This window comes from Solirubrum puertoriconensis, assembly GCF_001483135.1.
In the GTDB taxonomy this organism is placed as follows: domain Bacteria; phylum Bacteroidota; class Bacteroidia; order Cytophagales; family Hymenobacteraceae; genus Solirubrum; species Solirubrum puertoriconensis.
In genome coordinates this window covers 348,137-372,866 of record NZ_LNAL01000007.1, presented here as the reverse complement: position 1 = coordinate 372,866, position 24,730 = coordinate 348,137, and the positions used below count along the sequence as shown (strand labels likewise).

The 24,730-nt window shown below is 58.4% G+C and carries 19 protein-coding genes and 1 tRNA gene; 3 read left to right on the top strand and 17 right to left on the bottom strand.

Going from position 1 to position 24,730, the window contains the following annotated elements:
• Nucleotides 1–29: 29 nt before the first annotated feature.
• Together ASU33_RS12045 and ASU33_RS12040 are read right to left on the bottom strand one after the other, a co-directional pair.
• Nucleotides 30–752, bottom strand: coding sequence for a class I SAM-dependent methyltransferase (locus ASU33_RS12045; protein WP_059071091.1), 723 nt, complete (start codon nucleotides 750–752; stop codon nucleotides 30–32).
• A gap of 76 nt (nucleotides 753–828) precedes the next feature.
• The gene (locus ASU33_RS12040) at nucleotides 829–1,278 is read right to left on the bottom strand and encodes a DMT family transporter (protein ID WP_059071090.1); all 450 of its coding nucleotides are present in this window, start codon (nucleotides 1,276–1,278) and stop codon (nucleotides 829–831) included.
• Between the two features lie 82 nt (nucleotides 1,279–1,360).
• On the opposite strand from ASU33_RS12040, the gene ASU33_RS21015 reads away from it, so the two are divergent.
• Together ASU33_RS21015 and ASU33_RS12035 are read left to right on the top strand one after the other, a co-directional pair.
• Nucleotides 1,361–1,549: a DUF2256 domain-containing protein gene (locus tag ASU33_RS21015; RefSeq protein ID WP_078063084.1), complete on the top strand. Its 189-nt coding sequence runs from the start codon at nucleotides 1,361–1,363 to the stop codon at nucleotides 1,547–1,549.
• A gap of 80 nt (nucleotides 1,550–1,629) precedes the next feature.
• Nucleotides 1,630–2,025, top strand: coding sequence for a hypothetical protein (locus tag ASU33_RS12035; protein WP_059071089.1), 396 nt, complete (start codon nucleotides 1,630–1,632; stop codon nucleotides 2,023–2,025).
• A 59-nt stretch (nucleotides 2,026–2,084) separates the two neighbouring features.
• Here ASU33_RS12035 and ASU33_RS12030 read toward each other — a convergent pair.
• From ASU33_RS12030 to kduD, 14 genes are all read right to left on the bottom strand, one after another.
• A tRNA-Glu gene (locus ASU33_RS12030) sits at nucleotides 2,085–2,156 on the bottom strand.
• A 261-nt stretch (nucleotides 2,157–2,417) separates the two neighbouring features.
• Entirely contained in the window at nucleotides 2,418–3,962 is a 1,545-nt protein-coding gene (locus ASU33_RS12025) for an aldehyde dehydrogenase family protein (protein ID WP_059071088.1), read from the bottom strand.
• 173 nt (nucleotides 3,963–4,135) lie between these two features.
• Nucleotides 4,136–4,603 (bottom strand): nuclear transport factor 2 family protein, encoded by a 468-nt coding sequence (locus ASU33_RS12020; protein WP_059071087.1) that lies wholly within the window; start codon nucleotides 4,601–4,603, stop codon nucleotides 4,136–4,138.
• Between the two features lie 12 nt (nucleotides 4,604–4,615).
• Nucleotides 4,616–5,986, bottom strand: a complete 1,371-nt coding sequence (locus ASU33_RS12015; RefSeq protein WP_350308180.1) for an MFS transporter — start codon at nucleotides 5,984–5,986, stop codon at nucleotides 4,616–4,618.
• A 4-nt stretch (nucleotides 5,987–5,990) separates the two neighbouring features.
• Entirely contained in the window at nucleotides 5,991–6,668 is a 678-nt protein-coding gene (locus tag ASU33_RS12010; protein WP_059071085.1) for a beta/alpha barrel domain-containing protein, read from the bottom strand.
• A 28-nt stretch (nucleotides 6,669–6,696) separates the two neighbouring features.
• A complete protein-coding gene (locus ASU33_RS12005) occupies nucleotides 6,697–7,713 on the bottom strand; it encodes a sugar kinase (protein WP_059071084.1) in 1,017 nt (338 codons plus the stop codon).
• A 176-nt stretch (nucleotides 7,714–7,889) separates the two neighbouring features.
• The gene (gene uxaC / locus ASU33_RS12000; protein ID WP_059071083.1) at nucleotides 7,890–9,329 is read right to left on the bottom strand and encodes a glucuronate isomerase; all 1,440 of its coding nucleotides are present in this window, start codon (nucleotides 9,327–9,329) and stop codon (nucleotides 7,890–7,892) included.
• A gap of 143 nt (nucleotides 9,330–9,472) precedes the next feature.
• Nucleotides 9,473–11,125, bottom strand: coding sequence for a UxaA family hydrolase (locus ASU33_RS11995; protein ID WP_059071082.1), 1,653 nt, complete (start codon nucleotides 11,123–11,125; stop codon nucleotides 9,473–9,475).
• On the bottom strand, nucleotides 11,122–12,651 hold the full coding sequence (locus ASU33_RS11990) for a tagaturonate reductase (protein ID WP_059071081.1): 1,530 nt from the start codon (nucleotides 12,649–12,651) through the stop codon (nucleotides 11,122–11,124). Before ASU33_RS11990 ends, ASU33_RS11995 begins: the two co-directional genes overlap by 4 nt.
• A gap of 10 nt (nucleotides 12,652–12,661) precedes the next feature.
• A complete protein-coding gene (gene pelA, locus ASU33_RS21815) occupies nucleotides 12,662–14,701 on the bottom strand; it encodes a pectate lyase (protein ID WP_286130516.1) in 2,040 nt (679 codons plus the stop codon).
• 106 nt (nucleotides 14,702–14,807) lie between these two features.
• Nucleotides 14,808–16,682, bottom strand: coding sequence for a RagB/SusD family nutrient uptake outer membrane protein (locus ASU33_RS11975; protein WP_059071080.1), 1,875 nt, complete (start codon nucleotides 16,680–16,682; stop codon nucleotides 14,808–14,810).
• A 28-nt stretch (nucleotides 16,683–16,710) separates the two neighbouring features.
• The gene (locus ASU33_RS11970; RefSeq protein ID WP_059071079.1) at nucleotides 16,711–19,986 is read right to left on the bottom strand and encodes a SusC/RagA family TonB-linked outer membrane protein; all 3,276 of its coding nucleotides are present in this window, start codon (nucleotides 19,984–19,986) and stop codon (nucleotides 16,711–16,713) included.
• 47 nt (nucleotides 19,987–20,033) lie between these two features.
• Entirely contained in the window at nucleotides 20,034–20,852 is an 819-nt protein-coding gene (gene kduI, locus ASU33_RS11965) for a 5-dehydro-4-deoxy-D-glucuronate isomerase (RefSeq protein WP_059071078.1), read from the bottom strand.
• 77 nt (nucleotides 20,853–20,929) lie between these two features.
• Nucleotides 20,930–21,700, bottom strand: a complete 771-nt coding sequence (gene kduD, locus ASU33_RS11960) for a 2-dehydro-3-deoxy-D-gluconate 5-dehydrogenase KduD (RefSeq protein ID WP_059071077.1) — start codon at nucleotides 21,698–21,700, stop codon at nucleotides 20,930–20,932.
• 276 nt (nucleotides 21,701–21,976) lie between these two features.
• Between kduD and ASU33_RS11955 the strand changes: the two genes are divergently transcribed.
• On the top strand, nucleotides 21,977–23,008 hold the full coding sequence (locus ASU33_RS11955; RefSeq protein ID WP_059071076.1) for a LacI family DNA-binding transcriptional regulator: 1,032 nt from the start codon (nucleotides 21,977–21,979) through the stop codon (nucleotides 23,006–23,008).
• A gap of 62 nt (nucleotides 23,009–23,070) precedes the next feature.
• On the opposite strand, the gene ASU33_RS11950 is transcribed toward ASU33_RS11955, so the two are convergent.
• A complete protein-coding gene (locus ASU33_RS11950; protein ID WP_059071075.1) occupies nucleotides 23,071–24,729 on the bottom strand; it encodes a glycoside hydrolase family 43 protein in 1,659 nt (552 codons plus the stop codon).
• Between the last annotated feature and the right edge of the window lies 1 nt (nucleotide 24,730).

The following is a 24,730-nucleotide window of genomic DNA, read 5'->3' as shown; positions in this document are numbered from 1 at the left end:
TAAGAGCCCCGGTACGGTAAGCCCTTGGCTTAGCCGCGGCGGGTGAGGCGCACTAGAAATTGTTGCTGGTCGTCTTCGTCGATAAACTCCACATCGTAGCCGGCTTCTTCGGCGTAATCCTGCACGATGGTAGGGTCGGCGAACAGCCAGTTAAACTGCGGGCCGGTTTGCTGGTTGTAGCTCATTTGGTACTCCACCTCGCCGTAGTAAGGTCCGTTGAGGTTGAAGTTGAGCGCGCCGTCTTCGTCTTCATAGATGTAGCTGATATCGGAGCTGGTAGCCAATATCTGGCCGCCCGGCACCAGCAACTGGTGGGCAAGCTTCAGGAACTTCTCCAACCCTTCGAGGGTGCCCACCACACCTAGGCCGTTCATCAGCATCAGCAGGGTGTCGTAGCGTTCGGCAGAGGCCGTTAGCTCGAAGATGTCGTGGCAGGCAACCTCACGCACGCCGCGCTGTTGCATAACCTGCACCGCCCCCACCGATACATCAATGGCTTTCACCTGAAAACCCCGGTTCTGCAGCTCCAGCGCATGAGCACCGGCACCAGCACCTAGGTCGAGCACCCGACCGCGGCACTCGTCGAGGGCCGTGCGTTCGAGCTCCGGCATTTCCCAAAGCGTGCGGAAGAAGTATTTAGCCGGCAGCGGCTCATCTTCGGCTACGCTGCTGTGCACCGTAATAGATGCCGATTGGTTGCCGCCTAGGTAGTCGTTGAGCGCAGCCCCGATGGGGTCGAAAGCAGAAGCCATATGCGAGAAATTTGGTAATGAGCAGCCTGCGGCCATGCACCATGGTACCCGCTGGCAGCTGCTTACCATGCAGTAATTAGAAACGGCGGATGAGTAGTACGCCAACCAGCAACAAAAGTATGCCGGCCACGCGGCCCACCGACACGCGCTGCATGGGCAAACCCAACAAACCAAAATGATCGAGCGCCACGGACAGCAACAGCTGCCCGGCAATAAGTAGCCCGAAGGTAAGCGCCACTCCCAGGCGGGGCGTTAGCAAGGTTACCGAGCCCACATAAAACGCTCCGATAATGCCGCCCAACCATACCACAGGCGACTCAGTGCGCGCAGCCCCTGCCAAACTGCTCAGCCGCATGCCCGAACCTAGGGCAATCAGCAACAGGGTAATCGTGCCGATAGCAAACGACGCAAGCGCGGCTACTACAGGTCCTCCTCCAGCGCGGGCCAGGCGGGCATTCAGCGCTGCCTGTACCGGCAGCAATGCGCCCATGCTCACGGCCAGCAGCATCAACAACAAACGATTCATAAACCGGAAATGAAAAAACGCGGCAAGTTAGGCACAACTAAGCGCAAGGCACGCGGTTTACGTAAGCAAAGCTCCCGCACACATGCCTTCTAGCTTCTCCACCCCGCGCTATACCAAAAGCAATTTGCCCACAAAGCAGTGCGCAACCTGCGGTAGGCCATTTGCTTGGCGCAAGAAGTGGAGCCAATGCTGGGATGAGGTGAAATACTGCGGGGAGAAGTGCCGGCGCAACCGCCTTGCCTCCGCAACCGATGGTGCGCCGTCGGCTTAAGGGGCTTATCCGTAGCCGAGGGCGTATCCTTGCCAGCGGAGGTTGCGTTGAGAACCTACCACAACCTTCCCTGATGCTTTATGTCATCGAACCTTGATTACCTCGACCCCAACCTAGTGCCCCTGGAGCAAAAAGTTATAGCCTACCTAGAGGCCGAAGAAGATTTGCGCCAAGCGGAGGTAGAGGCCCGCAGCCTTCAATCGGCTCATCCCTCGGCGGCCGAAGTGGCAGCGAATAATTTCATCCAGAACATTCCGCCGGTTGAGCCGCCGCGCCCGTTGGCCGAAGTACAGCAGCAAATCCAGCGTTTGCAGCAAACCATTGCCCAGCTTCGCGACGAGGTTATGCAACTGCTGCCCGCCCGCGACGAGTGGGTGAAGGTAAACCTCGGCTACGGCCCCAGCCGTGTGGGCGCTTTCCGACTCGACAATCCCAAGCCGGGTCAGCCCGAGTACATGCTCCGAGTGGTGCACTAGTACCGAAAACTACTCAAATCAAAAAGGCCGCTTCCTGCATCAGGAAGCGGCCTTTTTAGTACTCCGTAGGGGAATCGAACCCCTGTTGGCAGAATGAAAATCTGCAGTCCTAACCCCTAGACGAACGGAGCGTTTGTCGTTTGACGATGCAAAGGTAAGCAAAGGCTTTTTATTTCCGCAAGGCCAAATCATTGTTTAAGCCACAAAATCGACCCTTTGCGTCTTACCAAGCTGATATTCACCTGTAAAAAATTAACTCAACGGTAACTTTTGACTGCTAAAACCAATTACTGAAGCCGAGTTGACCGTGGCTCCGTGAACTAAGCCAGCGCGCAGTGCAACCAAACACACGCACCATAGCGGTACACGTGTCTGGTTGCAGCAGCCGGGCTCTAGATCTTTTCCGGAAGCAGCAGTGCGTCTTCGTAGTTGCCAAGAACAAGCTGGCCGTTGCTGGCTTGCGTAACGGCCTCAACCAGCAGCTTGCCGCCCACAAAGGCTCCCTTCCAGGATTCGCCTAGGCCACCGAACACTTCTTCCCGGTCGCCGCGCGAGCGGAGCTTGTTGATGCCAACCTTAAAGGCGCGAATTTCTTTGGCCGTGCGTTGGGCCCATTTCTGATCATCGGAAGCCAAAGCGGCTACCAAAGCACCGTTCGAGATGTTCATCTCCCCTACCAGCTCCTCTACCCGATCCACGAGCACGATGCTATCGATGGGGCCGAACGGCTCTTTGAAGTACAGCTCGCTTTGGCGCGGCAGGTTTACCAAGGCGCGCGGAGCACGGTAGGCCGAGCGGTCTTGGCCGGGCAAGAACAATGAATCGTCGAGCTGGCCTTCGTAGATGGGCGTAGCACCAGTTTTCAAGGCGTCGGCGTAGAGGCGGTCGAGGTCTTCGGCTTGGCGTTGGTTGATGACGGGGCCAAATGCCAAATCGGGCAACTTGTCGTCGGGGTTATCAACCAGCGTAGGGTTGCCCACTTTCAGGCTGCGCACGGCGTTCCAATAGGTTTCGAGGAACCTAGGGAACAGACTGCGCTGCACCACAAATCGCACGTAAGCGGTGCAACGCTGCTTGCCGTAGTCGTAGCCTTTCTTTAGCTGGTCCTCAAGCGCCGTCCAGTCGGAGAAATTCCAGATGCCGTAGGTGTTCACGCCTTCCATCTCCAGCATGTAGCGCTTGTGCACCGAGGCCAAGGCATCGGCAATGTTGCGGCCGTTGTAGCGCCCACCCACAAACGAGAGGCAGTCGATGGCGTCGTTTTTTACCAGCACATCGCTCAGTTCGCCACCCGAGCCGCTCACCAGCGTTACGGGCAAGCCACAGCGGCGGGCAATGGCAAAGGTGAGGCTCAGCGAAATGAAGCCGCCATCGGTGGGCGTTTTGGCCACGGCCGAGTTGCCGCACAGCACCTGCACCAGCACCGCGTGCAGCAGCACCGACATGGGGTAGTTCCAAGAGGCAATATTCGAAACCACACCTAGGGGCTCCCGGTCGCCAAGCATGTCTTCGATATTGTCGACGTACCACTGCACGCCGTCGATGGCGCGGTCGATATCGGTAAAGCCTAACTTGTAAGTTTTGCCGATTTCCCACATCAGAAGCTTGCCCACCAGGTCGGCTTGCTGGCGGAGCTGATCGAGGCAGTCCTGCACGCGGCGGCGGCGCTCATCCAGGTCGGTTTTGCCCCATTGGCCGGCTTCGGCGTTGGCGAAGTTCACAGCGCGCAGGGCGGTTTCGCGGTCGAGCATGGGCAAGGCACCGAGCACCGAGCCGTCAATTGGCGATACAAAGTCCTGCGGCTTGCCGGTTTCTTGCCAGCGGCCTTCAAGCAGGTTCAGGTACCGGCCGTTTTGGTCGAAGATTTCGGGAGCAACTTGCTTTACCTGCGCAACAAGGCCGGCAAACTCTACTTGGGGCGAAATGATTTTAGGCATAGGAAGTGGGTACAGCAAAGCCGGAGACATTGGTTACCACCTAGGCGGCGGGTTGCAGCAGGCAAGTGCCTGCTTCTTTAGCAACAATAACCAACAACTCCGGCTTCTTGCTTTGGCAATGATGTGGGAACTGCCCTAACTGCTACTGCGAGCAAGGGGGCAGTGAGGTTTACCTAGGTTCTGGCTTGGGGTTGCTTTTGCGACTGCCACAGCACCACCTGCCAACCTTTCTTGGGGTCTTTAATTTGGACCACGACGTACTTAAGGTGGGCCAAGTTGGGCGTACCATCGGGGTTGTTGGGCAGTGTGATGGTGATGGTTCCGTTTACCACGGCAGCTTGCCCATTGTTGTAAGCACGCACGTTCAGGGCTTCCACGTCAATCTTATCGTACTGGCTTTTGCCATCCCGAATCGATTGAATGTAGTCGGGCTTGCCGTTTTGTTTGCCGTTGGAGTGGGTATACACTAGGTCGTCGGCAAACACCTTCTCCAAAAAGGCATAATCCTTCTTCACCTGCGCTTCGAAGCGTTGGCGTTCCAGCGCTTCTACCTCTTTGGCCGCGGCTTTGTCTTTGGAACTTTGGGCCATGTCTGCCACTGCCATCAACAGCAGCAAGGCCAGGGCGAGTAATTTCTTCATGAACACCTAGGGCTATTCGGCAGGATTATCGATGGCAATGGGCTTCATGCGGGGCACGAGGAAATGCATCAGTAGCCAAGCCACTAAGTAGGCGCCTCCGCAAATCAGGAACATGATGAAGTAGGCCGTTTCTTTCTGGCCGATGCTCTCGTAGTACACGAACATGCGCTTCTGCACCAAGGCCGAGAGCAGAATGCCCCCCAGGCCACCAGCCATGCCGCCGATACCCGTTACCGATGCTACGGCGCGCTTCGGGAACATATCCGAAACGGTGGTGAAGATGTTGGCGCTCCAGGCTTGGTGGGCCGCTGCCGCAATGCCAATCACCAGCACCGCCAACCACATGTTGATTTGCCCTAGGTATTGAGCAAACACAATCGGGAACACGCACAAGGCAATTAACAGCATGGCCGTTTTGCGGGCCCGGAAAGCCGGCCAACCATTGCGGATAAAGCGCAGCGGAATCCAGCCGCCGCCCACGCTACCAACGCTCGACAAGATGTAGACCATAGCCACTGGCAGCGCCACGCTGGTACCCTTCAGGCCGTACTGTTTGTTCAGAAAGTCGGGCAACCAGAACAGGTAAAACCACCAGATAGGATCGGTGAGGAACTTGCCTAGCACGAAGGCCCAGGTTTGGCGAAAACCCAGCAGTTGCAACCACGATACCTTGGGTTGGGTTTCGATGGATGCGGCGGCCAAGTCGTCCACGTCACTGTGGATGTAGTCGAATTCGGCTTTGGTGAGGCGCGCCTGGCGAGCCGGCACCTCGTAGAGCATAAACCACAGCACCAGCCACACAAAGCCAATGGCACCGGTGATGATGAAGGCCCAGCGCCAGCCAATGGTTTCGGCAATCAGCGGCACGGTAAGCGGGGCAATGATGGCGCCCACGTTCGAGCCCGAGTTGAAGATGCCCGTAGCCAAGGCCCGCTCGCGCTGCGGAAACCACTCGGCCGTAGTCTTAATGGCTGCCGGGAAGTTGCCGGCCTCGGTAACACCTAGGAAAGCCCGCGCTACGCTAAAGCCAAACGTGCTGCTCACGAAGGCATGACCGACAGCAGCCAGGCTCCACAAAAACGTGGACAGCGCGTAGCCGATTTTGGTACCCAAGCGGTCGATTACGCGGCCCACCCCTACCATGCCCAACGCGTAGGCCAGTTTAAAGGCAATTTCAATGTTTGCGTAGTCGGCATCCGTCCACCGAAACTCCGTTTCCAGGTACGGCTTGAGCAGCGAAATAACCGCCCGGTCGAGGTAGTTGATGGTGGTGGCAAAAAACACCAGCGAACATATCGTCCAGCGGTATTTGCCTATGGGGCCTTGCGCGGGCGCCGTAGCCCCGGCAGTGCTTACCATCGGTTTGGGGGTGGTAGTTGGCATACGGCTAGCGCGTAAAGGTTTTTACGAAATCCATCAGGTCGGCAATGCGGCCCGACAGTGCTCCTAGGTCATCGGCGTTCTTGAAGAGCTGGGAACCCATGCCCACGCAGCTTACGCCAGCCCCAAACCAAGCGCCGAGGCTTTCGATGGTGGGCTCCACGCCTCCCGTTACCATAATCTTCACCTTCGGCATGGGTCCGTGCACGGCTTTCACGTAATCGGGGCCTACTACATTGCCAGGGAAGATTTTTACCATTTGCGCACCTAAGCGGGTGGCATGGAAAATCTCGTTCAGCGTCATCACACCGGGCACCCAGGCTACATCGTAGTGGCGGCAAATGGCGGCTACATCGGCGGTGGTTACGGGCTGCACTACAAAATCGGCACCGGCCTGAATGAAAGCCTCGGCATCCTGCGCGTTGTAGATGGTGCCAATGCCCAGCAGCATCTCGGGGCAGTTGTCGCGCACGTAGCTGCGCAGCTTGGTAAACACCTCGAAGGCGTTGCTGCCGCGGTTGGTGAACTCGAATACGCGAATACCACCGGCGTAGCAGGCGCTGATAATCTGCTGCGCGTGCGCCACATCGGCGTGGTAAAACACAGGAATCACCGGCGCTTCCAGCACGCGCGCCAGCACGTCGACGGAGGCAATTTTAGGAGTGTTGTCGGTAGTGAAGGGCATGGCGGGTGGGATATAAGGTGTGGAAAAATCAGCGCAGCAGGCGGCCAGTAGTATTGCCAGCCACGATGTGCTCCACTTCGGCCGCAGTGGCCAGGTTTACATCGCCGTGGATGGTGTGCTTTAGGGCCGATGCTGCAGTGGCGAAGGCCAGCGCTTGCTCGGGATTCTCAAGCTTCAGAGCGCCATAGATAAAGCCGGCAATGAAGGCGTCGCCGCCGCCAATACGGTCGACAACGGGCACGATGTCGTAGAAGGCAGTTTCGAGGTAGCCGAGTTGTGCATCGGTGAGCATGCCTTTAATGCGTTCGTGAGAAGCGCTCTGGGTTTCGCGCTGCGTCGCCGTTACTTGCTTTATCTGCGGAAAACGCTGCATTAGCTTTTCGGCCATCGAGGCAAAGCTGTTGGCAGTGCCGGCGTCGGCTTTGATGTCGAACAAGTCGGCGGCATCTCCTTCCGAGCATACCACTACGTCGCAGCCTTCAACCAACTCAGGCATCACATCCTGGGCGCGTTGGCCATACTGCCACAGGTTGCGGCGGTAGTTTACATCGGCCGACACGGTAATACCTAGGCGACGGGCTACCCGGATGGCCTCGCGGCAGGCTTGCGCCGCCGAAGCCGAAATGGCTGCCGTAATGCCCGTCCAGTGAAACCACTGGGCATTCTTCAGAATTTCCTCCCAGTTGAAAGCGGCCGGATCGAGCTTGGCGAATGCCGAATCAAACCGGTCGTACACGATGGTGCTGGCCCGCAAGGCCGAGCCTACTTCGAGAAAGTACAGGCCCATACGCGTGTTTGGGATAAACACAGTGTGGCGCATATCAACGCCTAGGCGCCGGAACTGCTGCACGGCGGCCCTACCCAGCTGGTGCTCCGGAAAGCAGGTTACGTGGGCGGCCGGCAAGCCAAGGCAAGCCACCGAAGCAGCCACGTTGGCATCGCCGCCGCCGTAAGTCACTTCTAGGTTCGAGGCTTGCTCGAGGCGGTAGTTCAGCGGCGGCGACAACCGCATCATGATTTCGCCAAACGTAACGATCTGCTTCATGCGGGGGTGGAAAGCGGCTCGTGATTCAGAGCAGCGCGGGTGGTGCTCAGCGCTACCATTGAAGAGTTAGGAAAAGGTCTTCCGACAAAATCGGCAGTAAACGAAGCCTGGCAATCGAAATAGCCATAAAAAACACCGGCAACGTTTGCGGGAACGTTGCCGGCGCTCTTAGCAGCTTATGCCTCGATGGCTACTTGGCTTGATTTTGCTACTTGCTGGAAGCCGAAGTACTGCTCGGCGTTGTGGTAGCAGATGTTTTGCACCATCTGCCCAAGCAGCTCCATGTCGGCGGGTAGCTCGCCGTTTTCTACATCGTTGCCGAGCAGGTTGCACAAAATGCGACGGAAGTACTCGTGGCGCGGGTACGAGAGAAAGCTGCGCGAATCGGTGAGCATGCCCACAAAACGGCTCAGCAAACCCATGTTTGACAAGGCGTTTATTTGCCGCTCCATACCGTCCTTCTGATCGAGAAACCACCAGCCCGAGCCAAACTGCATTTTGCCAGCCACAGAGCCATCCTGGAAGTTACCAATCATGGTGGCGTACAGTTCGTTGTCGGCGGGGTTGAGGTTGTAGAGGATGGTTTTGGCCAGCTTATCCTGCGTATCGAGGCGGTCGAGGAATTTCGACAGCGCCGCAGCCTGCGAAAAGTCGCCGATGGAGTCCCAGCCGGTATCGGGGCCCAATTGGCGCAGCATGCGCGAGTTGTTGTTGCGCAGCGCCCCTAGGTGAAACTGTTGCGTCCAGCCTTTCTCCCAATCTAGCTCAGCCAAGAATACTAGCATGGCCGATTTGAATTGCAACACCTCGGCCTGCTCTAGCGCAGCACCGCCGCGCACTTTCGCGAAGATGCGTGCGGTGTCAGCCTCGGTGTAATCAGCTGCGTAAATCTGCTCTAAGCCGTGGTCGGAAAGCTTGCAACCTAAGGCCGCGAAGTAGTCGTGGCGCACGCGCAGGGCTTGCTGCAGATCCTGATAGCTTACGATGTCGACGGCAGCCGAAGCGCCTAGCTTATTGAGGTAGGCGTTGTAAGCAGCCGGGTCTTCCGGCGACATGGCTTTATCGGCGCGGAAAGTGGGCAGTACCTGAATGTTATAGCCGCTTTCGGCAATGGCGCGGTGGTGCTCCAGCGAGTCAGAGGGGTCGTCGGTGGTGCACAGCGTTTGCACGTTCATCTTGCGCAGCAGATTGCGCACCGAGTACTCGGGCGTGCGCAGCAACGCGGAGCAGTGGTCGTAAATGCGCCGCGCCGACTCCTTGTTCAGCAGTTCGGTTACGCCAAAATACCGCTGCAGCTCTAGGTGCGTCCAGTGATACAGCGGGTTACGCAGGGTATAAGGCACCGTTTCGGCCCACTTTTCAAACTTCTCCCAGTCCGATGCATCGCCGGTGATGTACCGCTCGTCGACGCCGTTGGTGCGCATAGCGCGCCACTTATAATGGTCGCCGTACAGCCAAATCTGCGTCAGGTTCTCAAACTGCTTGTCTTCGGCAATTTGGTCGGGCAGCAGGTGGTTGTGGTAATCGATAATGGGCATCTGCTTCGCATACTCGTGGTAGAGCGTGCGAGCGGTATCGGTCTGAAGCAGGAAATCTTCGTTCAGGAAGGGTTTCATAGCGAGTGAGCTAGAAGCTAATTGTCATCTGAGGCATAGCCGAAGGACCTTATCACATTCGAATAGTAAACTATCCGGAGTTAGTCGTTCACGCGTGATAAAGCCCTCCGGCTACTACCCAGGATGACAGCTGATGAATCGGTTTACAGCGAAACGCCCCGTTTCCAGGGAATAAAATCGGTTTGACCGTGGCGTACAGCGGCTACTTCTTCGCCGCTGGCTACGCGAATCACATAGTCCAGAATTCGCTCGCCGGCCTGCTCGATAGTCTCTTCGCCGTCGATTACCGTACCCGTGTTCACGTCGATGATATCGGGCATGCGCTTGGCCAACGCCGTGTTGCTGCTGATCTTGACCACGGGCGCAATGGGGTTGCCGGTGGGCGTGCCTAAGCCAGTGGTAAACAGCACCACCGAAGCACCCGAGCCCACCTCGGCCGTGGTCGATTCCACGTCGTTGCCGGGGGTGCACAACAGGTTCAGGCCCGGCTTGGTCACCAGCTCGGGGTAGTCGAGCACTGCCACTACCGGCGACGAGCCGCCCTTGCGCGCCGCCCCAGCCGATTTCATGGCATCGGTAATGAGGCCGTCGCGGATGTTGCCTGGCGAAGGATTCATATCGAAGCCTGAACCGACCGCCTTGGCGCTGTCGCCATAAGCTTTCATCAGTTCGGTAAAACGCTGGGCCGTGGCTGCATCCACGCTCCGGTCGCACAGCTCTTGCTCCACGCCGCACAGCTCCGGAAATTCCGACAGGATAACTGTGCCGCCTAGGCCAACCACTAGGTCGGACACGTGGCCTACAGCCGGGTTGGCAGAAATACCCGAGAAACCATCGGAGCCGCCGCACTCTAAGCCAATTACGAGCTTGCTGAGCGGAGCCGGCTGGCGCTGCGCTGTGTTGGCTTGCATCAGGCCCACAAAAGTTTGGCGCAGCGCGGTGCTTACGAGGTTTTCCTCGGTGCCCATTTTCTGCTGCTCCAGGATGAAGAGCGGCTTGTCGAAGTTGGGGCTGCGCTTCTGGATTTCCTCTTGCAGCATGCTCACCTGCGCGTTCTGGCATCCTAAGCTGAGCACCGTTGCTCCGGCTACGTTCGGGTGCGTGATGTAGCCAGCCAGCAAGCCGCACAGCGTTTGGGCATCCTGCCGGATACCGCCGCAGCCACCTTCGTGGCTCAGGAAACGTACGCCATCCACGTTCGGGAAAAGCTTGGGTTTTTGGTGCGCTTCAATGGCCGATTGCAGGTCGGCCTGCAGGATTTCTTCTACCGACTTGCCCGCTTGCATCAGGGCAATCAGCTCCTGCGTTTGCGGCTGGTAGGACTTCTTGCGAGCGTAGCCTAAGTCGTTTACCAAGGCTTCTTCCAGCACCTGTATGTTGCGGTTCTCGCAGAATACCAGCGGAATAACCAACCAGTAATTGGATGTACCCACGCGCCCGTCGGCGCGGTGGTAACCCATAAAGGTGCGCTCCTGCCACTGCGATACGTCGGGCTTCGGCCACTCGGCCCGGTGCGAGCCGTTTTGGTCGAAGTTGTTGGTGGCGTGCTGAATGTTGGCCGTAGTGAGCAAACCACCTAGGGGGATGCTCTGACGTACCTTGCCCACCAACACGCCGTACATCGTTACGGAGTCGCCGGGCTCGAAAGCCTGCAGCGCCAGTTTGTGCTTGGCCGGAATAGCCGCGGCGGTAGTGATGGTGGCTCCGTCCCACTGAATGGGAGTTCCAGCCGGAAGGTCCTGCAGGGCAACCAGCACGTTGTCGGCAGGGTGTATTTTGGCTACTTGGTGTCTCATTTCTCTACTAGCACCTGGTTGTTGAGCAGCGTAGTTACCGCAGCGTATGCGCCGTGGTCGAGCATCTGCTGCAGGTACTCGGTTACTTGGTTGGCAAACCCGGGCAGCTGGCCTAGGTCGTGGCCCCATAGTGCCTGGTTTTGCAGCACCGTGGTGACGAGGACTGCCGGGCTTAGCTTTTGCCAGAGCTCGGCGAAGTAGCCCGCCTTCTCATCCTGAATGGGGTACTGCTCCCCTCCTAGTTCGCCGTACCACGTTCCATTCTGCTCGTGCGTACCGCGCATGAACAGCAGGTAAGCGGCAAAACCTAGGGCAATGCTCTGCGGCACGCCGCGGCGCTGCTGGTAGTAATGCAGCAGCGTGGGCACGTTGCGCATCTGCATTTTGGCCGTGTAATTTAGCGTTATGGCCAGCCACCGGTGCTCAATAAAGGGGTTGCGAAATCGATCCAGCACCTGCCGGCCAAAGTCGCGGGCTTTGGCTTCGCTTACGGGGTACGGAATACCAGGCAGCAGATTGCCCAGCATCAGGTGCCCAATGAAGGAGCCAAACACCTCGTCGTCCATTGCGCCACGCACTGTTTCAAAACCGCTCAGGTGCGCTAGGCCGCAGCTCAGGGTGTGCGTACCATTGAGCAGGCGCAGCTTCATTTCCCGAAACTCGTTGATGTCGGGCTGAATAATGACGCCTTTATCAACTTGCCCAAACGAGAGTACCGAGCGCACGTGCTCGTCGCCCTCAATAGCCCACAGCCGGTACACTTCCGACATCGTCAGCAGGTCGTCGTCGTAGCCGAGCTGCTCGCTCAAGGCGTTGTACGAACCTACATCGGGGCGACCGGGCACGATGCGGTCGACGAGTGAGTTGCAGCAGTGATTGGCGGTTTCAAGCCAATCCAGAAACTCCGTTTCCAGCCCGTTGCGGTGTGCCAGCTCAAGCAAAATGGCTTCGAGCTTACTGCCGTTGTCCGGAATCAGCTCGGTGGGCACAATCACCAAGCCTTTGCTCTTGTCGCCGCCAAACGCTTGGTAACGGGCATAAAGTACGGCCAGTAGCTTACCCGGAAACGACTGCGGCGGGGTTTGGTGAATATCTTCCTGTAGCAGCTGAATACCGACTTCGGTAGTGTTCGAAATCACTACCTGCAGATCGGGGCTGGCAGCAAATTTCAGCACCTCGGCCCACTGGCTTTTGGCCGACAGCACGCGGCTGATGGCCGAGCATACCACATTCTCCTCTACCTGCTCGCTATCCTCGATACCACGGATGCACAGGGTGTAGAGGCCATCCTGGCGGGAAAAGGCATTGATGTCGCCACCGTCGGTAGATTTCACTACCACGATGCGGCCATTGAAAATGCCTTGCTGGTTGGCTTTGTTAATGAAGTAATCGGGCAAGCCGCGCAGCAGCACGCCGGTACCAAACTGCAAAACCTTTTCGGGTAGCTCGAACTGCGCTGCGTTGGGCAACGCAACGGCCGCGGTGGCGGCTTCAGCTAACACAATGTTGCGCGACAAGTAGGTCATGATGATGTGCTTATAATCCGCTCTTTCCGTTCTCCCACTTGTGCTGCCACTTGGGATAAGCTTTTGTCAGAAGTTTTTCGGGCCAGGTGCCGGCATAAGCGTAGCCGGCGCGGCGCTCGTTTTCGATGTCGGCCAGGTTAGGCTTCTTCTCCCCTGCGCGGCCCACGTAGAATGGTTTGTTGGTTTCTAGGTCGTAGAAGCGGGCCCACACGTTAGCACCTGCCTCGGGCACGATAACCCGGTCGCGGCCGCTGGGCTGCTTGGGGTCTTCAATCAGCTTCACCGTGAGGCCCGGCATCTTCACTTCGTTCAGCCAAGCCACACCAGCTTTAATGGCTAGCTTGATTTCGGACGTGGGTTGGTCCACTGCCATCAAGAATTCCAGTATGCCCACCGTTTCCATCCCACTCAGCGAGGGTAGCTCGAATGCGCGGGCTTTGGTGGGCAGCAAGGTGCGACGGTCGTGCTGGGCGCACCACGCCGTGAGCTTGCCGTTTTGCACGTACTGCGTGCGTAGGATGCAGCTGATGCCGCGCTGCACCGCCTGCTTAGCTGGCCCAACCAACGTAGGATCAACCAAAGCAAAGTCGCCCTTCTGATCGGCTACGTCTTTCAGTACCCACAGGGCGCGCACCATGGCGTCGTCGTTGTAGGTAATCTGGCCGCGGTACGAACTGCTATCGGGGTAGTACTGCGGAAAGCCGCCGCTCTTGTGCTGCATCTGCAGCAAAAAGCGAATACCGCGCTCGGCTGCTTTGCGGTACACCGCGTTGTTGGTGCGTTTAAAGGCCTCAACTAAGTAGCGGATTTCGCGGGTGGTGGCGTTGTTATCGATGGTGGCATCGTTGCGTGCAGCACCGGCTGCAACAGCGGCTTTTTCGGCCTCCGTCAGGGCCTTCTTGTAATCAACTTTTACCTCGCTGATTGCCTTGGGCCAGCCCCCAATCGTGCGCTGATAAATCAGCATGCGCTCGGCAGTGGTATCGGTAGCGGCGGGGGCAGCGGCTTTTGCTACGTCTTTCTTTTTGCCCTCCGGGTTCCAGCGGTTATCAAATGCCCAGGCTGCCGTAATCTGCTTGGCCGTAGGAGCACCTAGGGCAGTGGCCAGGTTGTCCTTCATCCAGGCAAAGTCGCCGCCTTCGCGGTGGCAGTCGCTGTAATACACGCGCCGGCCCCACGAGGGCGTGCCCGGCCCCGAAGTAGCGTGGTAGATGTCGGCATCGGCCATGTTCTGCGGGAACCTGCAGCCGATTAAATAGAACTGCGATTCGCGGTGGTAGCGCCCCAGTTTAAAACCGTTGTCGCCTTCGAAGGTGCAGTTCTTCAATACTGTTTTGGAGTCCCGGTTGCCCGAGCCGTCGTGCCAAATAGCGGCCGACATGTTGTGGCAGATAAAGCGCACGTTTTCGGCGTAGGCCCACCCACGCGGGCAGTAAAAATCGACGCCACCTTCCAGGGTGCAGTCCTTGAAATAATACATGCCCCCTTCGGTGTCCCAGGGGCTAACCGTATCGCCACCTAGGGCCCGGAAAGTGCAATGCCGCACAATCAGGCGCGTGGTGCCCGCAAAGGTTCGCAGCGCCATTTGATGTCCGGTTTTGCTTACCACCTTTTTGCCCGAGGGCTCCACGGGGCAATCAATAGTTACGTCGCCGGCGGCATCAAACCCGTAGCTGTTTACGATGGTCAGGTTTTCGAGCGTGACGTCGGGAGAGTTGCGCATGTTCAGCGTAGCCACGCCCCAGTCGTCGGCGTTGCCACCGCAGCGGTAAGCATCGCGGGCCAGGGCAAAGCTGATGATGCTGCCTTTTTCGCTTTCGCCTTTCAGCGTAATGTGGTCCTTGCCATCGATAAACACCTGCTCGCGGTAGGTGCCATTTTTGATGAAGATTACACGCTGCTTGGAGGCATGCGCAGGCAGGCTGTTGATAGCCTCCTGCACAGTTCGGAACATGCCCGAACCATCGGCGGCTACCGTTATCTGCCGGGCAACTGCCCGGCAGATAATGCCCCCTGCCAATCCCAAAACCAGGATCAGTAGTCGCAGCATAAATGTCATCGAGCCGCTCATTTCGGAGTGCCTGTGTTAGGCAGTTGGGTAATGTTTATGGTAGCCTGGGTAAGGCCCCAGCCACGAATAGCCGGGGCCTAAATACCTAGTAGCCGAAGTTTTGCTTGAGAGCCGGATCGGCCGAAAGCGTAGCCTGTGGAATGGGCAGCAGCTCCTTGCCACGGTTGGGCACGTACTCGGCAGCTAGGCCAGTAGCGGTGCTGGTGGCGTTGGTGGTACCAAGGCGGTAAGTGGTACCGGCGGGGCGCGTGTTGGCCACGTATTCGGCAGTAATGGCTTGGCGCCAGTTTACGCGGGTAGTACCGGAGGGAGCAGCATTGTTGCTGGGCGAAGGGCGGTAGAACGAACGCGTCCACTGCACGGGGCTGGCCGAGGGCGTGCGGTAGTACTGATAAAGCGGCACGTTCTGGTAAGGAGCCTCGCCTTTGGCCATCTTTTCGATGTTGACCTTTACCTCTTCGATTTTGGTAGCAAACAGGTTCCAGCGCAGCAAGTCATACTTACGGATGCCTTCGCCACCAAACTCCAGGTAGCGCTCTTGGGTAAGTGCGTTGAAGAAGCTCGTCTTGCTGGTTAGGTTGTAGCCCGCTTGGTTAAGCGTCGTCAGCGCGGTGGCGCGGTTGCCCCGAAAGGCACGGGCGCGTACTTCGAGCAGGGCATCCTGAGCCGCTTGCGTTGGGCCGTTCAGCTCGTTCTCGGCTTCGGCAAACATCAGCAGCACATCGGCGAAGCGAATGATGGGCCAGTTGTAATCCAGGTAGTTAACCGAGCCGGTTACCGGCGGAATGTGCCAGTCGCGGCGCCACTTGCCATCGGTGATGTTGTTCAGGGCAACACCCGACTGGAAGTTGCTGTTCGCCCCAATTTCGTACGTGGTAATGGTCACGTCGCGGCGCGTATCGGTCGAGTCAAAGGCGTAGAAATATGGCGGCGCAATGGTTACGGCGCCCTGTGTAGAGCCGTAAGTACCGTTGGTGTTGCGCAGACGCGGGCCGTTGTAATAGCCCAGCTTGCTGCCGGAGTTACCCGTTGCCGTCGACATCCCCACTTGGAAGATGATTTCGTTTTTGGCCTCGGGGCGCTTCTCGTTCATGCTCTTGAATACCTCCAGGAAGCTCGAATTGAGGTCGTGTTCGGAGCGGCGGGCCATCAAATCGGCACACTCCTGACGAGCAATGCGGTAGTACTCCTGGTAGTCGGATGCACGCTCGAACGTACCGGTGCTTGAGCTAGGATGGTAGCCACCGCGGAACAAGGCGATGCGGGCCCGCAGCGCCTTCACGGCACCCTTGGTGATGCGCTCATTGGCAGCACCTGCTTCTGAGCGCCACGGCACCAGCTCAACAGCAGTGTTCAGGTCATCGATGAGGCGCTTGAGCGTGGCGTTGCGGTCGGAGTTTGGCAGGTTGAAATCCTGCCCCGCAACGGAGGGAGTAAACTGCACCGGAATGTCGCCCCAGTTGCGCACCAGCTCAAACAGGTATTGTGCACGCAGCGTGAGGGCCTCACCGTGCAGGCGACGCATGGCAGCCTGCTCGGCCGGGGTGCCGCTGGTATAAATCGTTGCTTGCGGAATCTGCTGAATGCAGATGTTGGCGCGCTCAACTCCTTGGTACAGTTGGTTCCAGGGGTTGTTGATTTCCGAATTCGTAGCCAACGACGAGTAGCGTGCGATGCTGCGGCGGCCGCCATCGGGAGCCCCTGCCGAGCCGATCATCTCGTCGGAGTCGTAGGGGTAGTACATGCTCACCCGCGTACCGTAGCCGTTGTCGCCCGAAAGCGGGTCGTAGGCGCCAATTACGGCGGCCGTGGCTCCGTCGACGGTGCTGAAGGTGTACTCCGTCGTGTTCAGGGCAATAGGCTCAACGTCGAGAAAGTCTTTGCACGACGTAAGTGCACCGGCTGAGCCTACTACGGTTGCGGCAGTTAGCGCAACGCGAAAGAAGCTGAACGATTTCATATGCAGGACGGGAAAGTTCGGGTGGGAATTAGAGGGAGAGGTTCACGCCAAGCAGGAAGGCACGGCTGCGCGGGTAAGCGGCGTAGTCGACGCCGGGCGTCAGCGGCGAGCTGCGACGGGTGTTCACCTCGGGGTCGTAGCCGGAGTATTTCGTGAAGGTGTACAGGTTGTTGGCCGTCACGTAGAAGCGCAGGCTGCTCAGCTTGGCACGGCTGGTCAGCGTCTTGGGCAGCGTGTAACCTAGGGTTACGTTGTTCACGCGCAGGAACGAGCCGCTCTCTACCGCCCACGAGTGAAAGACGAAGTTGCGGGTGGGCGTCCAGATATTGGCGTTTTGGTTTACCTCGCGCAGACGGTCGAGGGAAGTAATGGGCGTACCATCGGCTTCGATGGTGCGGTACCGATCTTCCATAATGCCAAGCACGTTGCTGTAAGCCGTGTTAGCCGTGTTCGAGGTAAACTCGAGCTTGTTGGCGTTGTACACGTCGTTGCCCAGCACGAAGTTCAGGAATACGCTGGCGTCAAAGCCTCTGTAAGCGAACTGCTGGTTCAGACCACCCACCAGTTTGGGGTTGGCGTTGCCGATAACCGTTTTGTCGGCATCGTCGATACGACCGTCGTTATTAAGGTCCTTGAACTTGATGAGGCCCGGGCGGAAAGCCGATTCGCCGATCAGGCCTAGGTTGTTTACCAAGCCCGGCTTGGGCACCCAGCTACCTAAGGCACCAGGCGTTGTGGAGGGCGTGTAGCTCTCGAAGTCGTCGGCAGTGAGGTAGCCATCGGTTACGTAGCCATACATCTGCCCTACCGGCTGGCCCACGCGAGCTACAAAGTCCGGAATCAGCGAAGCCGTAGAGCCTGCCCAACCCGAGGTAATGGCTGGAATCTCCTGCTGGTCGCCACCTAGGCTTTCGATTTTGCCACGGTTAATCGAGGCGTTGGCCGTGGCCGTCCAGGTGAAGTCGGGCGTCTGCACCACGGTACCCGTCAGCTGCAGCTCGATACCGCGGTTCGAAGTTTTGCCTACGTTTTGCTGCTGCGAGGTGTAGCCCGTGAAGGCCGGCACCGGCTTATCGAGCAGCAGGTCGGAGGTGGTGTTGTAGTAGGCATCGGCCGTGAACTGCACCCGGTTCTGGAACAGGGCCAGATCGAGACCCACGTTGCGCGTGGTGGTCGACTCCCAGCGCAGGAAAGGGTTGGCCAAACGCGTGGCCGCCGAACCCAACACGATGGTGTTATTGAGCGAGTATGGCGCTACCCCGGCCTGGAACAAGCCGTAGTACAGGTTGTCCGGAATGCGGTTGTTGCCAGCTTCGCCGTAGCTCAGGCGCAGCTTAAGGTCGTTAACTGCCGATACATCCTGGAAGAACCCCTCGCGCGAAATGCGCCACGCCACCGAAGCACCGGGGAAGAAACCCCACCGGCGACGATCATCGGGGTGGAACTTCGACGAACCATCGGCCCGGAAGGTACCCGTAAACAAGTACTTATCGTCGTAGGAGTAGGTAACGCGACCGAAACCCGACAGCAAGCGGAAGTTTTGCGGAATGCTGGTTTGCGGCAATACCGGCTGCGCCGATTGGCCCGGAGGCAGTACGCCTTGGTTGATGTTGGCCCAGGCCCGGTCAGCCGTGATGTCGAGCGGCAGGAAGTTGGTTTGGATGTACTGCTGCCGGTTGTTTTGCAGGTACACCTCGTGGCCCAGCAACAAGCCCAACGAGTGCTTGTCCGTCTTGCGGCTGTAGTCCAGCACGTTCGAGTTGTTGATCGTTTGCTGGGTAGCCGTGGTAATGGTAGCAAACGGCAAGTTGGCGTAGCCACCGGCAGGCGAGCGAAGCGTGGGCGAGTAGCGCCCGTTGAAGGTGCTTACCCCGAAGTTGGTAATGTCGAGGCCGGCGGTGGTACGGAAGGTCAGGCCCTTCATCAGCACCAGCGCAGCGTTGCCGCCGATGTTAAAGGTGCGGCGCTTGTCTTCGCGCTGCTCATTATCGATGGTAACAATGGGGTTTACCAGCGAGGATTGATCGAAGAAATCCGGGTCGAACGTCGATACATCGGCTACCGTGCCATCAGCGCGCGGCACCATCAGCGGCATATACTGCACAGCGTTGCGCAGGCGCGAGGTGGTGTTGGAGCCCGACGACGAAGTACCTGCTCCGTTGGCCTCCTGGTCGTTGAAGCGGACGTTCAGACCTAGGCTTAGCTTCTCGGTGGCTTTCGTGTCGAAGCGGAAGTTCACGAGGTTCCGCACGTAATCGGAGCCGCGCTGAATGCCCTCTTCGTTATTGCGCGTCAGGCTCAGGTTGTAGGTGGTACCCTTGCCCCCACCCGATACCGAGAGGTTGTGGGTTTGCTGCATGGCATTGCGGCCAAAGGCTTGGTCCTGCCAGTCAACAAACGGGGCGCGGCGGGCCCGCTGCAGGGTGTCGCTGTTGAAGTTGCGGCTGCCAAACAGTTCTTTGAACGTGTTCAGGCCGCCCGAGGCAGTACCAATCAGGCTGGCACGCTCGAACTGGTAGTTGAGGTAATCGTCGGGGCTGAGTACGTCGAGCGTTTTCGAGATTTTGCGGACGCCCACAAACCCGTTATAGCTCACCACCGTTTTGCCTTCGAGGCCTTTTTTGGTGGTGATGATGATTACGCCGTTGGCACCGCGGGCACCGTAAATGGCCGTGGCCGAGGCGTCCTTCAGCACGTCAACCGAGGCAATATCCTGCGGCGCAATAACCGATAGCGCATTCTCGATTTGAATGCCGTCGACTACATACAGAGGCGAGTTGTCTTGGGTAATCGAGCCGCCACCGCGCACGCGCACTTGCACGTTCTGGTTGCCGGGCGTGCCCTCCGACGAGGTCAGCTGCACACCAGCCAGGCGCCCAGTTAGGGCCTCGGCGGCAGAGTTAACCGGGATGTCCTTAATCTGCTGGGCACTTACCGACGACACCGAACCGGTTACGTCGCGGCGCTGCACCTCCTGGTAGCCGATAACCACTACGTCGTTGAGCAGCTTTGCATCTTCCTTGAGTGTGATGTTCAAGGCTGCTTTATTGCCCACTACCACATCCTGCGGCACAAAGCCAATGTAGCTCAGGCGCAAGGTGGCATTCTCCCCGTCTACGCTCAGGCTAAACTTGCCATCGGGGTCGGTGCTGGCACCGGTGGTGGTGCCTTTTACTACTACGGTAACGCCAGGAAGCGCCTCACCTTTTTCCGAGCGCACGATACCCTCAATGCGTCGGGACTGCGCCGTGGCCGAAATCGCTACGGCGAGTAGCGGCGCGGCCATCAGTAGTTGTTTTTTCATGGGAAGAACGGGTGTGGGAATCTTTGGCTGTTGCGGGAAGAGCTTGCCTAGCGGAGTTGGTCGAGAGCAACCGCGTCCATGTCAGTGTACTCGCGGTTTTCGCCGGCCATGCCCCAGATGAAGGCGTAGGCAGCCGTACCGCAGCCGGTGTGGATAGACCACGGCGGCGAGAGAATAGCTTGTTCGTTCGATACCCACAGGGGCCGCGTTTCGTGCGGTTCGCCCATAAGGTGAAGCACCCGCTGGCCGGCCGGCAGGTTGAAGTACAGGTAGGCCTCCATGCGGCGGGTGTGGGTGTGGCTGGGCATGGTGTTCCACACGCTGCCGGGCTTGAGCTGCGTGAGCCCCATTACCAGCTGGCAGCTCTGGATGCCTTCGGAGTAGATGTACTTGTAAATGGTGCGCTGATTGGCGGTTTCGAGTGCGCCCATCTCAACCGGCGTAGCCTCGGCTTGGGTGCGTAGCGTGGTGGGGTACTCGGCGTGGGCCGGGGCCGATAGCAGGTAGTACCGGGCGCCTTCGCCGGCAAACGATACCTCGCGGCTGCCCTTGCCTACATATAGGCAGTCTTGGTTACCTAGGGCGTAGGTGGTGCCATCAACGGTTACCTCGCCGGCTTCGCCCACGTTCAAGATGCCCAGCTCGCGCCGCTCCAAAAAGTACTCGGCCTTGAGTTCATCGGGGCAGGGCAAGCTCAGCGCGGCCGCGCCGGGGGTTGCGCCGCCTACAATCATGCGGTCGTAATGGGTATACACCAGCTCTATCTCGCCGGGCACAAAAAGCTGCTCGATGAGGTAGTTTTCGCGCAACTGGGCCGTGTTCATGGCGGCGGTTTCGCGGGGGCTGCAGGCGTAGCGTTGGAGCATGTGGTTGGGGTGAAGTGCCCGAAGGCAGCAAGCGAGCCGAAGCCCTAGGTGAGGAATAGTTGGCGGCTGCGTGGCGGTTAGCGTCCCATCCAGCCGCCGTCGACGGTTAAGATGGTGCCGTGCACGTAGTCGGCGGCCGGCGAAGCCAGGAAAACCGTGGGGCCTTTGAAGTCGTCGGGGGTGCCCCAGCGGCCAGCCGGTATGCGACCTAAAATGCTCTGCGAACGGCCGGGGTCGTTGCGCAGGGCTTCGGTGTTGTCGGTAGCGATGTAGCCCGGGGCAATGGCATTGACGTTGACGCCGCGGCCGGCCCATTCGTTGGCCAATGCTTTCACAACCGAGCCGATGGCGCCTTTGCTGGCCGCGTAGCCGGGCACGTTGATGCCGCCCTGAAACGTGAGCAGCGAAGCCGTGAAGATGATTTTGCCGCTGCCTTGCTGCAGCATGCGGGCACCTAGGGCGCGGGCCAGCCGGAACGGGGCGTCGAGGTTAATGCGCAGCACTTCGTCCCAGAACTCATCGGAGTGCTCGGCGGCGGGTTGGCGCCGAATGGTGCCAGCGTTGTTGATGAGGATGTCGATGCGGGGAAAATCCTGCTGCACTTGCTCCAAAAACGCATCAACCTGGCTACGCTGGCTGAAATCGGCCTGGTACGGATAGAAGTTACGGCCCAGAGCCCGCACCTGCTGCTCGGTTTCGCTGCCCTGCAAGGCCAACGAGGCCGATACGCCAATGATGTCGGCGCCTGCTTCGGCCAACCCCAGTGCCATGGCCTGCCCAATGCCGCGGTTGCAGCCGGTTACGAGTGCGAGTTTGCCATCGAGGCGAAAGGCAGTGGACAGGTTCATTCGTTGGAGTTGTGTTGTTAACTTTTCAGGATGAATAGCTTGGCTGAAGACCCTGACTAGCACCACTGTGATTGTTAATTTTTATAGCCTACAGCGCAAACGGAAGCAATACTCTGAGTTTATTTATGCAATCGTTATCGGGAACGTTGCCATTTCGCTCTGATGCTTGCTTTCACCGATTTTGCATTTCTTCATCCGCACCCTTGCCCTCTGCCAAACTCAAAAAAAACCGTTAACTAGCCAGCGGTTTCAATTGCACTTTAACCAGCTTTATTCTTGGAAAACGTCACCATCAAAGACATAGCCCGGGCACTCAACCTCTCCACGTCCACGGTTTCGCGGGCCTTGCGGGGCAGTTACGAAATCAACCCCGAGACCAAGCGGCTTGTGATGGAGTACGCCGAGAAGCTAAACTACCGGCCCAACCCGATTGCCCTGAGTTTGAAGGGCAGCAGCTCGCGGGCCATCGGGGTTATCGTGCCTCAAATTGCCAACTACTTCTTCTCGCAAGCCATCAACGGCATTGAGGCCATTGCCTACAACCGGGGCTACCACGTCATTATTTTCCAAACGCACGAATCGTACGAGCGCGAGGTAGCCAACGTGCAGCAAGCCATGGCGCGCAAGGTAGATGGCCTGCTGATTTCGCTTTCGAGCGAAACCTCCGACGTGAACCACCTGCAAGATTTGCTGCAGCGCAATTTGCCCTTGGTGCAGTTCGACCGGGTTTCGGAGGAGCTGAATACTACCAAAGTAGTAGCCGACAACTACGCGGGAGCTTTTGCCGCCACCGAGCACCTCATCAAATCGGGCCGCCGGCGCATTGCGCACCTTACCATTCCGCGCTGGATGTCGATTACGCAGGAACGTTTGGCGGGCTACCGCGCAGCCCTTGAGCAATACGGCATTCCCTTCGATGAGAACCTGGTACGCTACGGCACTTTCGGCCCTGATGAAGCCCTAGGTATGGTGGATGAGCTGCTGGCCCAATCGCCCCGCCCCGATGCCATTTTTACCGCCAGCGACCGGCTGGCCCTAGGTGCTTTGGCTGCCCTACGTCAGCGGCATATCTCCATCCCCGACGAAATGTCGATCATCGGCTTCACCAACCTGAACGTTGCCGATTTGCTTTCGCCCTCGCTGAGCACGGTGGTGCAGCCGGCCCAGGAAATTGGCCAAGCAGCAGCCGAACGCCTCATCGAGCTTATCGAGCGCAAGCACCGAGCTATGCCGCCCAACACGGTAGTCATTCCATCGCATTTGGAGGTGCGCGAATCGACTCGCGTTGCAAGCAGCACAGCCAGCTAAGGCAACGAACCTCCACCCTTTACAAGCAACAAGGCCAGCACTGTGTGCTGGCCTTGTTGCTTCTACTCTATCCTGAACCAATCGATGTCGGCGTTGCCGGAGTCGTTGAACCTGGTCGGGCGGCTACAAAACAAGCCCACCTTCGCTCCGATCCACTTGCCTTCGCGCGCCAGAAATTCCTGACCTAGGGGCTGAAAGGTTTGCCCGTCGAAACTATAACTGAACTGGCATTTGGCACCGGCCCGCACCGCCACACGCAGGTAAATGGGCTGCTTGGCTTGCGCGGCTGGTATTTGTACCGGCGCGCTGGTGGTTTCAGCAGTTAACTTCTCGGCGTTGGTGCTCACGCTTTGGCTGAGTTGTAACTGGCCGCCTAGGTTGGTGATTGATAGATAAGCGTAATCCAACCCCATCATCATTAGGCCTACCTTCTCCCCTTCTACCCGCGGGCTAAAGGTGAGTTTGGTAGTAGTCGTGAAGGTTTCGGCCGGCAGCTTTTGCAGCAGCAGATTGGGCACTTGCCAATAGTTGCGGAAGCCTTCGGGCAGTTGCACCGAGTACATGCGCAAGAAGCCCTGCGCTCCGTTGGGGTACGCCCAGTAATCCTGCGGGTTGGCATGCCACTGCCACTGCAGCCCTAGGTGATTGGCATTGAATTCGTCGGAAGTAGCCGGTGTGGCAAGGGGTTTAGCTGGACCTTTCGTGCGTGGTTTGCGGTAGGTAAGCACCGGCTGACCTTTGCCGTCGCCGTCGGGGTCGTCGCCAATCACGGGCCAGTCGTTCTTCCACGCCATGGGCTGCAGGTGCACAACTCGCCCGTAAGGGCCTTGGTCCTGAAAATGCAGAAACCAGTCTTCGCCCGTGTTGGTATCAACCCAAGCCCCTTGGTGCGGTCCGTTGATGGTCGTTTTGCCCTGGTCCATCACGATACGCTCCTCGTAGGGCCCAAACACGTTTTTGGAGCGCAGCACCAGTTGCCAGCCGGTAGCCACTCCGCCCGCCGGCGCGAAAATGTAGTAGTAGCCGTTGCGCTGGTAAAACTTGGGCCCCTCTACGGTTGGGTGACCATTGTGCCCATCAAACACCAGCACGTCGTCGCCAACCAAGCGGGTACCATCGGGGCTCATGGGGCTAATGGCCAACACCGATTTAATGCCCGCCCGCGAGCCAGCAAACCCGTGCACCAAATAGGCTTTTCCGTCTTTGTCCCACAACGGGCAAGGGTCAATCCAGCCTTTGGCCTCTTTTACGCACACCGGCTCCGACCACGGCCCGGCCGGGCTTTTGGCCTTTGTCACGAAAATGCCTAGGTCGGGGTCGGGATAGTAGATGTAGAACTCCTTGTTGTGGTAGCGAATAGCCGGTGCCCACACCCCGTTGCCATGCTGCACTTCGCGGTAGCGAGCCAGCGGCGGTTGCTGCCGAAAAACCGAGCCGATAATGGACCAGTTTACCAAGTCGCGCGAGTGCAAAATCTGCAAGCCTGGCACCGCATTAAAGCTCGACGAAGTGAGGTAATAATCGGCACCCACGCGCACCACATCGGGGTCGGAGTAGTCGGCGTAGAGTACCGGGTTTTTGTAGGTGCCGTTGCCTAGGTCGGGCACCCATACGTTGGATACCCCAGGAGTTGGCTGCTGAGCAAAAAGGCTGCCCGGCACAAGCCAGGCAGCCATTAGTAGGATTTGCAGAATGTAGTTGTTCACCTGTGTCAGCGGCATA

Excerpts from the sequence above, each read along its gene's own strand:
- ASU33_RS21015 (WP_078063084.1), top strand. The coding sequence starts at position 1,361 with ATGCCTTCTAGCTTCTCCACCCCGCGCTATACCAAAAGCAATTTGCCC.
- ASU33_RS11970 (WP_059071079.1), bottom strand. The coding sequence starts at position 19,986 with ATGAAAAAACAACTACTGATGGCCGCGCCGCTACTCGCCGTAGCGATT.
- ASU33_RS11975 (WP_059071080.1), bottom strand. The coding sequence starts at position 16,682 with ATGAAATCGTTCAGCTTCTTTCGCGTTGCGCTAACTGCCGCAACCGTA.
- ASU33_RS11995 (WP_059071082.1), bottom strand. The coding sequence starts at position 11,125 with ATGAGACACCAAGTAGCCAAAATACACCCTGCCGACAACGTGCTGGTT.
- kduD (WP_059071077.1), bottom strand. The coding sequence starts at position 21,700 with ATGAACCTGTCCACTGCCTTTCGCCTCGATGGCAAACTCGCACTCGTA.
- ASU33_RS12040 (WP_059071090.1), bottom strand. The coding sequence starts at position 1,278 with ATGAATCGTTTGTTGTTGATGCTGCTGGCCGTGAGCATGGGCGCATTG.
- kduI (WP_059071078.1), bottom strand. The coding sequence starts at position 20,852 with ATGCTCCAACGCTACGCCTGCAGCCCCCGCGAAACCGCCGCCATGAAC.
- ASU33_RS12015 (WP_350308180.1), bottom strand. The coding sequence starts at position 5,986 with ATGCCAACTACCACCCCCAAACCGATGGTAAGCACTGCCGGGGCTACG.
- ASU33_RS12035 (WP_059071089.1), top strand. The coding sequence starts at position 1,630 with ATGTCATCGAACCTTGATTACCTCGACCCCAACCTAGTGCCCCTGGAG.
- ASU33_RS11990 (WP_059071081.1), bottom strand. The coding sequence starts at position 12,651 with ATGACCTACTTGTCGCGCAACATTGTGTTAGCTGAAGCCGCCACCGCG.
- ASU33_RS12045 (WP_059071091.1), bottom strand. The coding sequence starts at position 752 with ATGGCTTCTGCTTTCGACCCCATCGGGGCTGCGCTCAACGACTACCTA.
- uxaC (WP_059071083.1), bottom strand. The coding sequence starts at position 9,329 with ATGAAACCCTTCCTGAACGAAGATTTCCTGCTTCAGACCGATACCGCT.
- ASU33_RS11950 (WP_059071075.1), bottom strand. The coding sequence starts at position 24,729 with ATGCCGCTGACACAGGTGAACAACTACATTCTGCAAATCCTACTAATG.
- pelA (WP_286130516.1), bottom strand. The coding sequence starts at position 14,701 with ATGCTGCGACTACTGATCCTGGTTTTGGGATTGGCAGGGGGCATTATC.
- ASU33_RS12010 (WP_059071085.1), bottom strand. The coding sequence starts at position 6,668 with ATGCCCTTCACTACCGACAACACTCCTAAAATTGCCTCCGTCGACGTG.
- ASU33_RS12005 (WP_059071084.1), bottom strand. The coding sequence starts at position 7,713 with ATGAAGCAGATCGTTACGTTTGGCGAAATCATGATGCGGTTGTCGCCG.
- ASU33_RS12020 (WP_059071087.1), bottom strand. The coding sequence starts at position 4,603 with ATGAAGAAATTACTCGCCCTGGCCTTGCTGCTGTTGATGGCAGTGGCA.
- ASU33_RS12025 (WP_059071088.1), bottom strand. The coding sequence starts at position 3,962 with ATGCCTAAAATCATTTCGCCCCAAGTAGAGTTTGCCGGCCTTGTTGCG.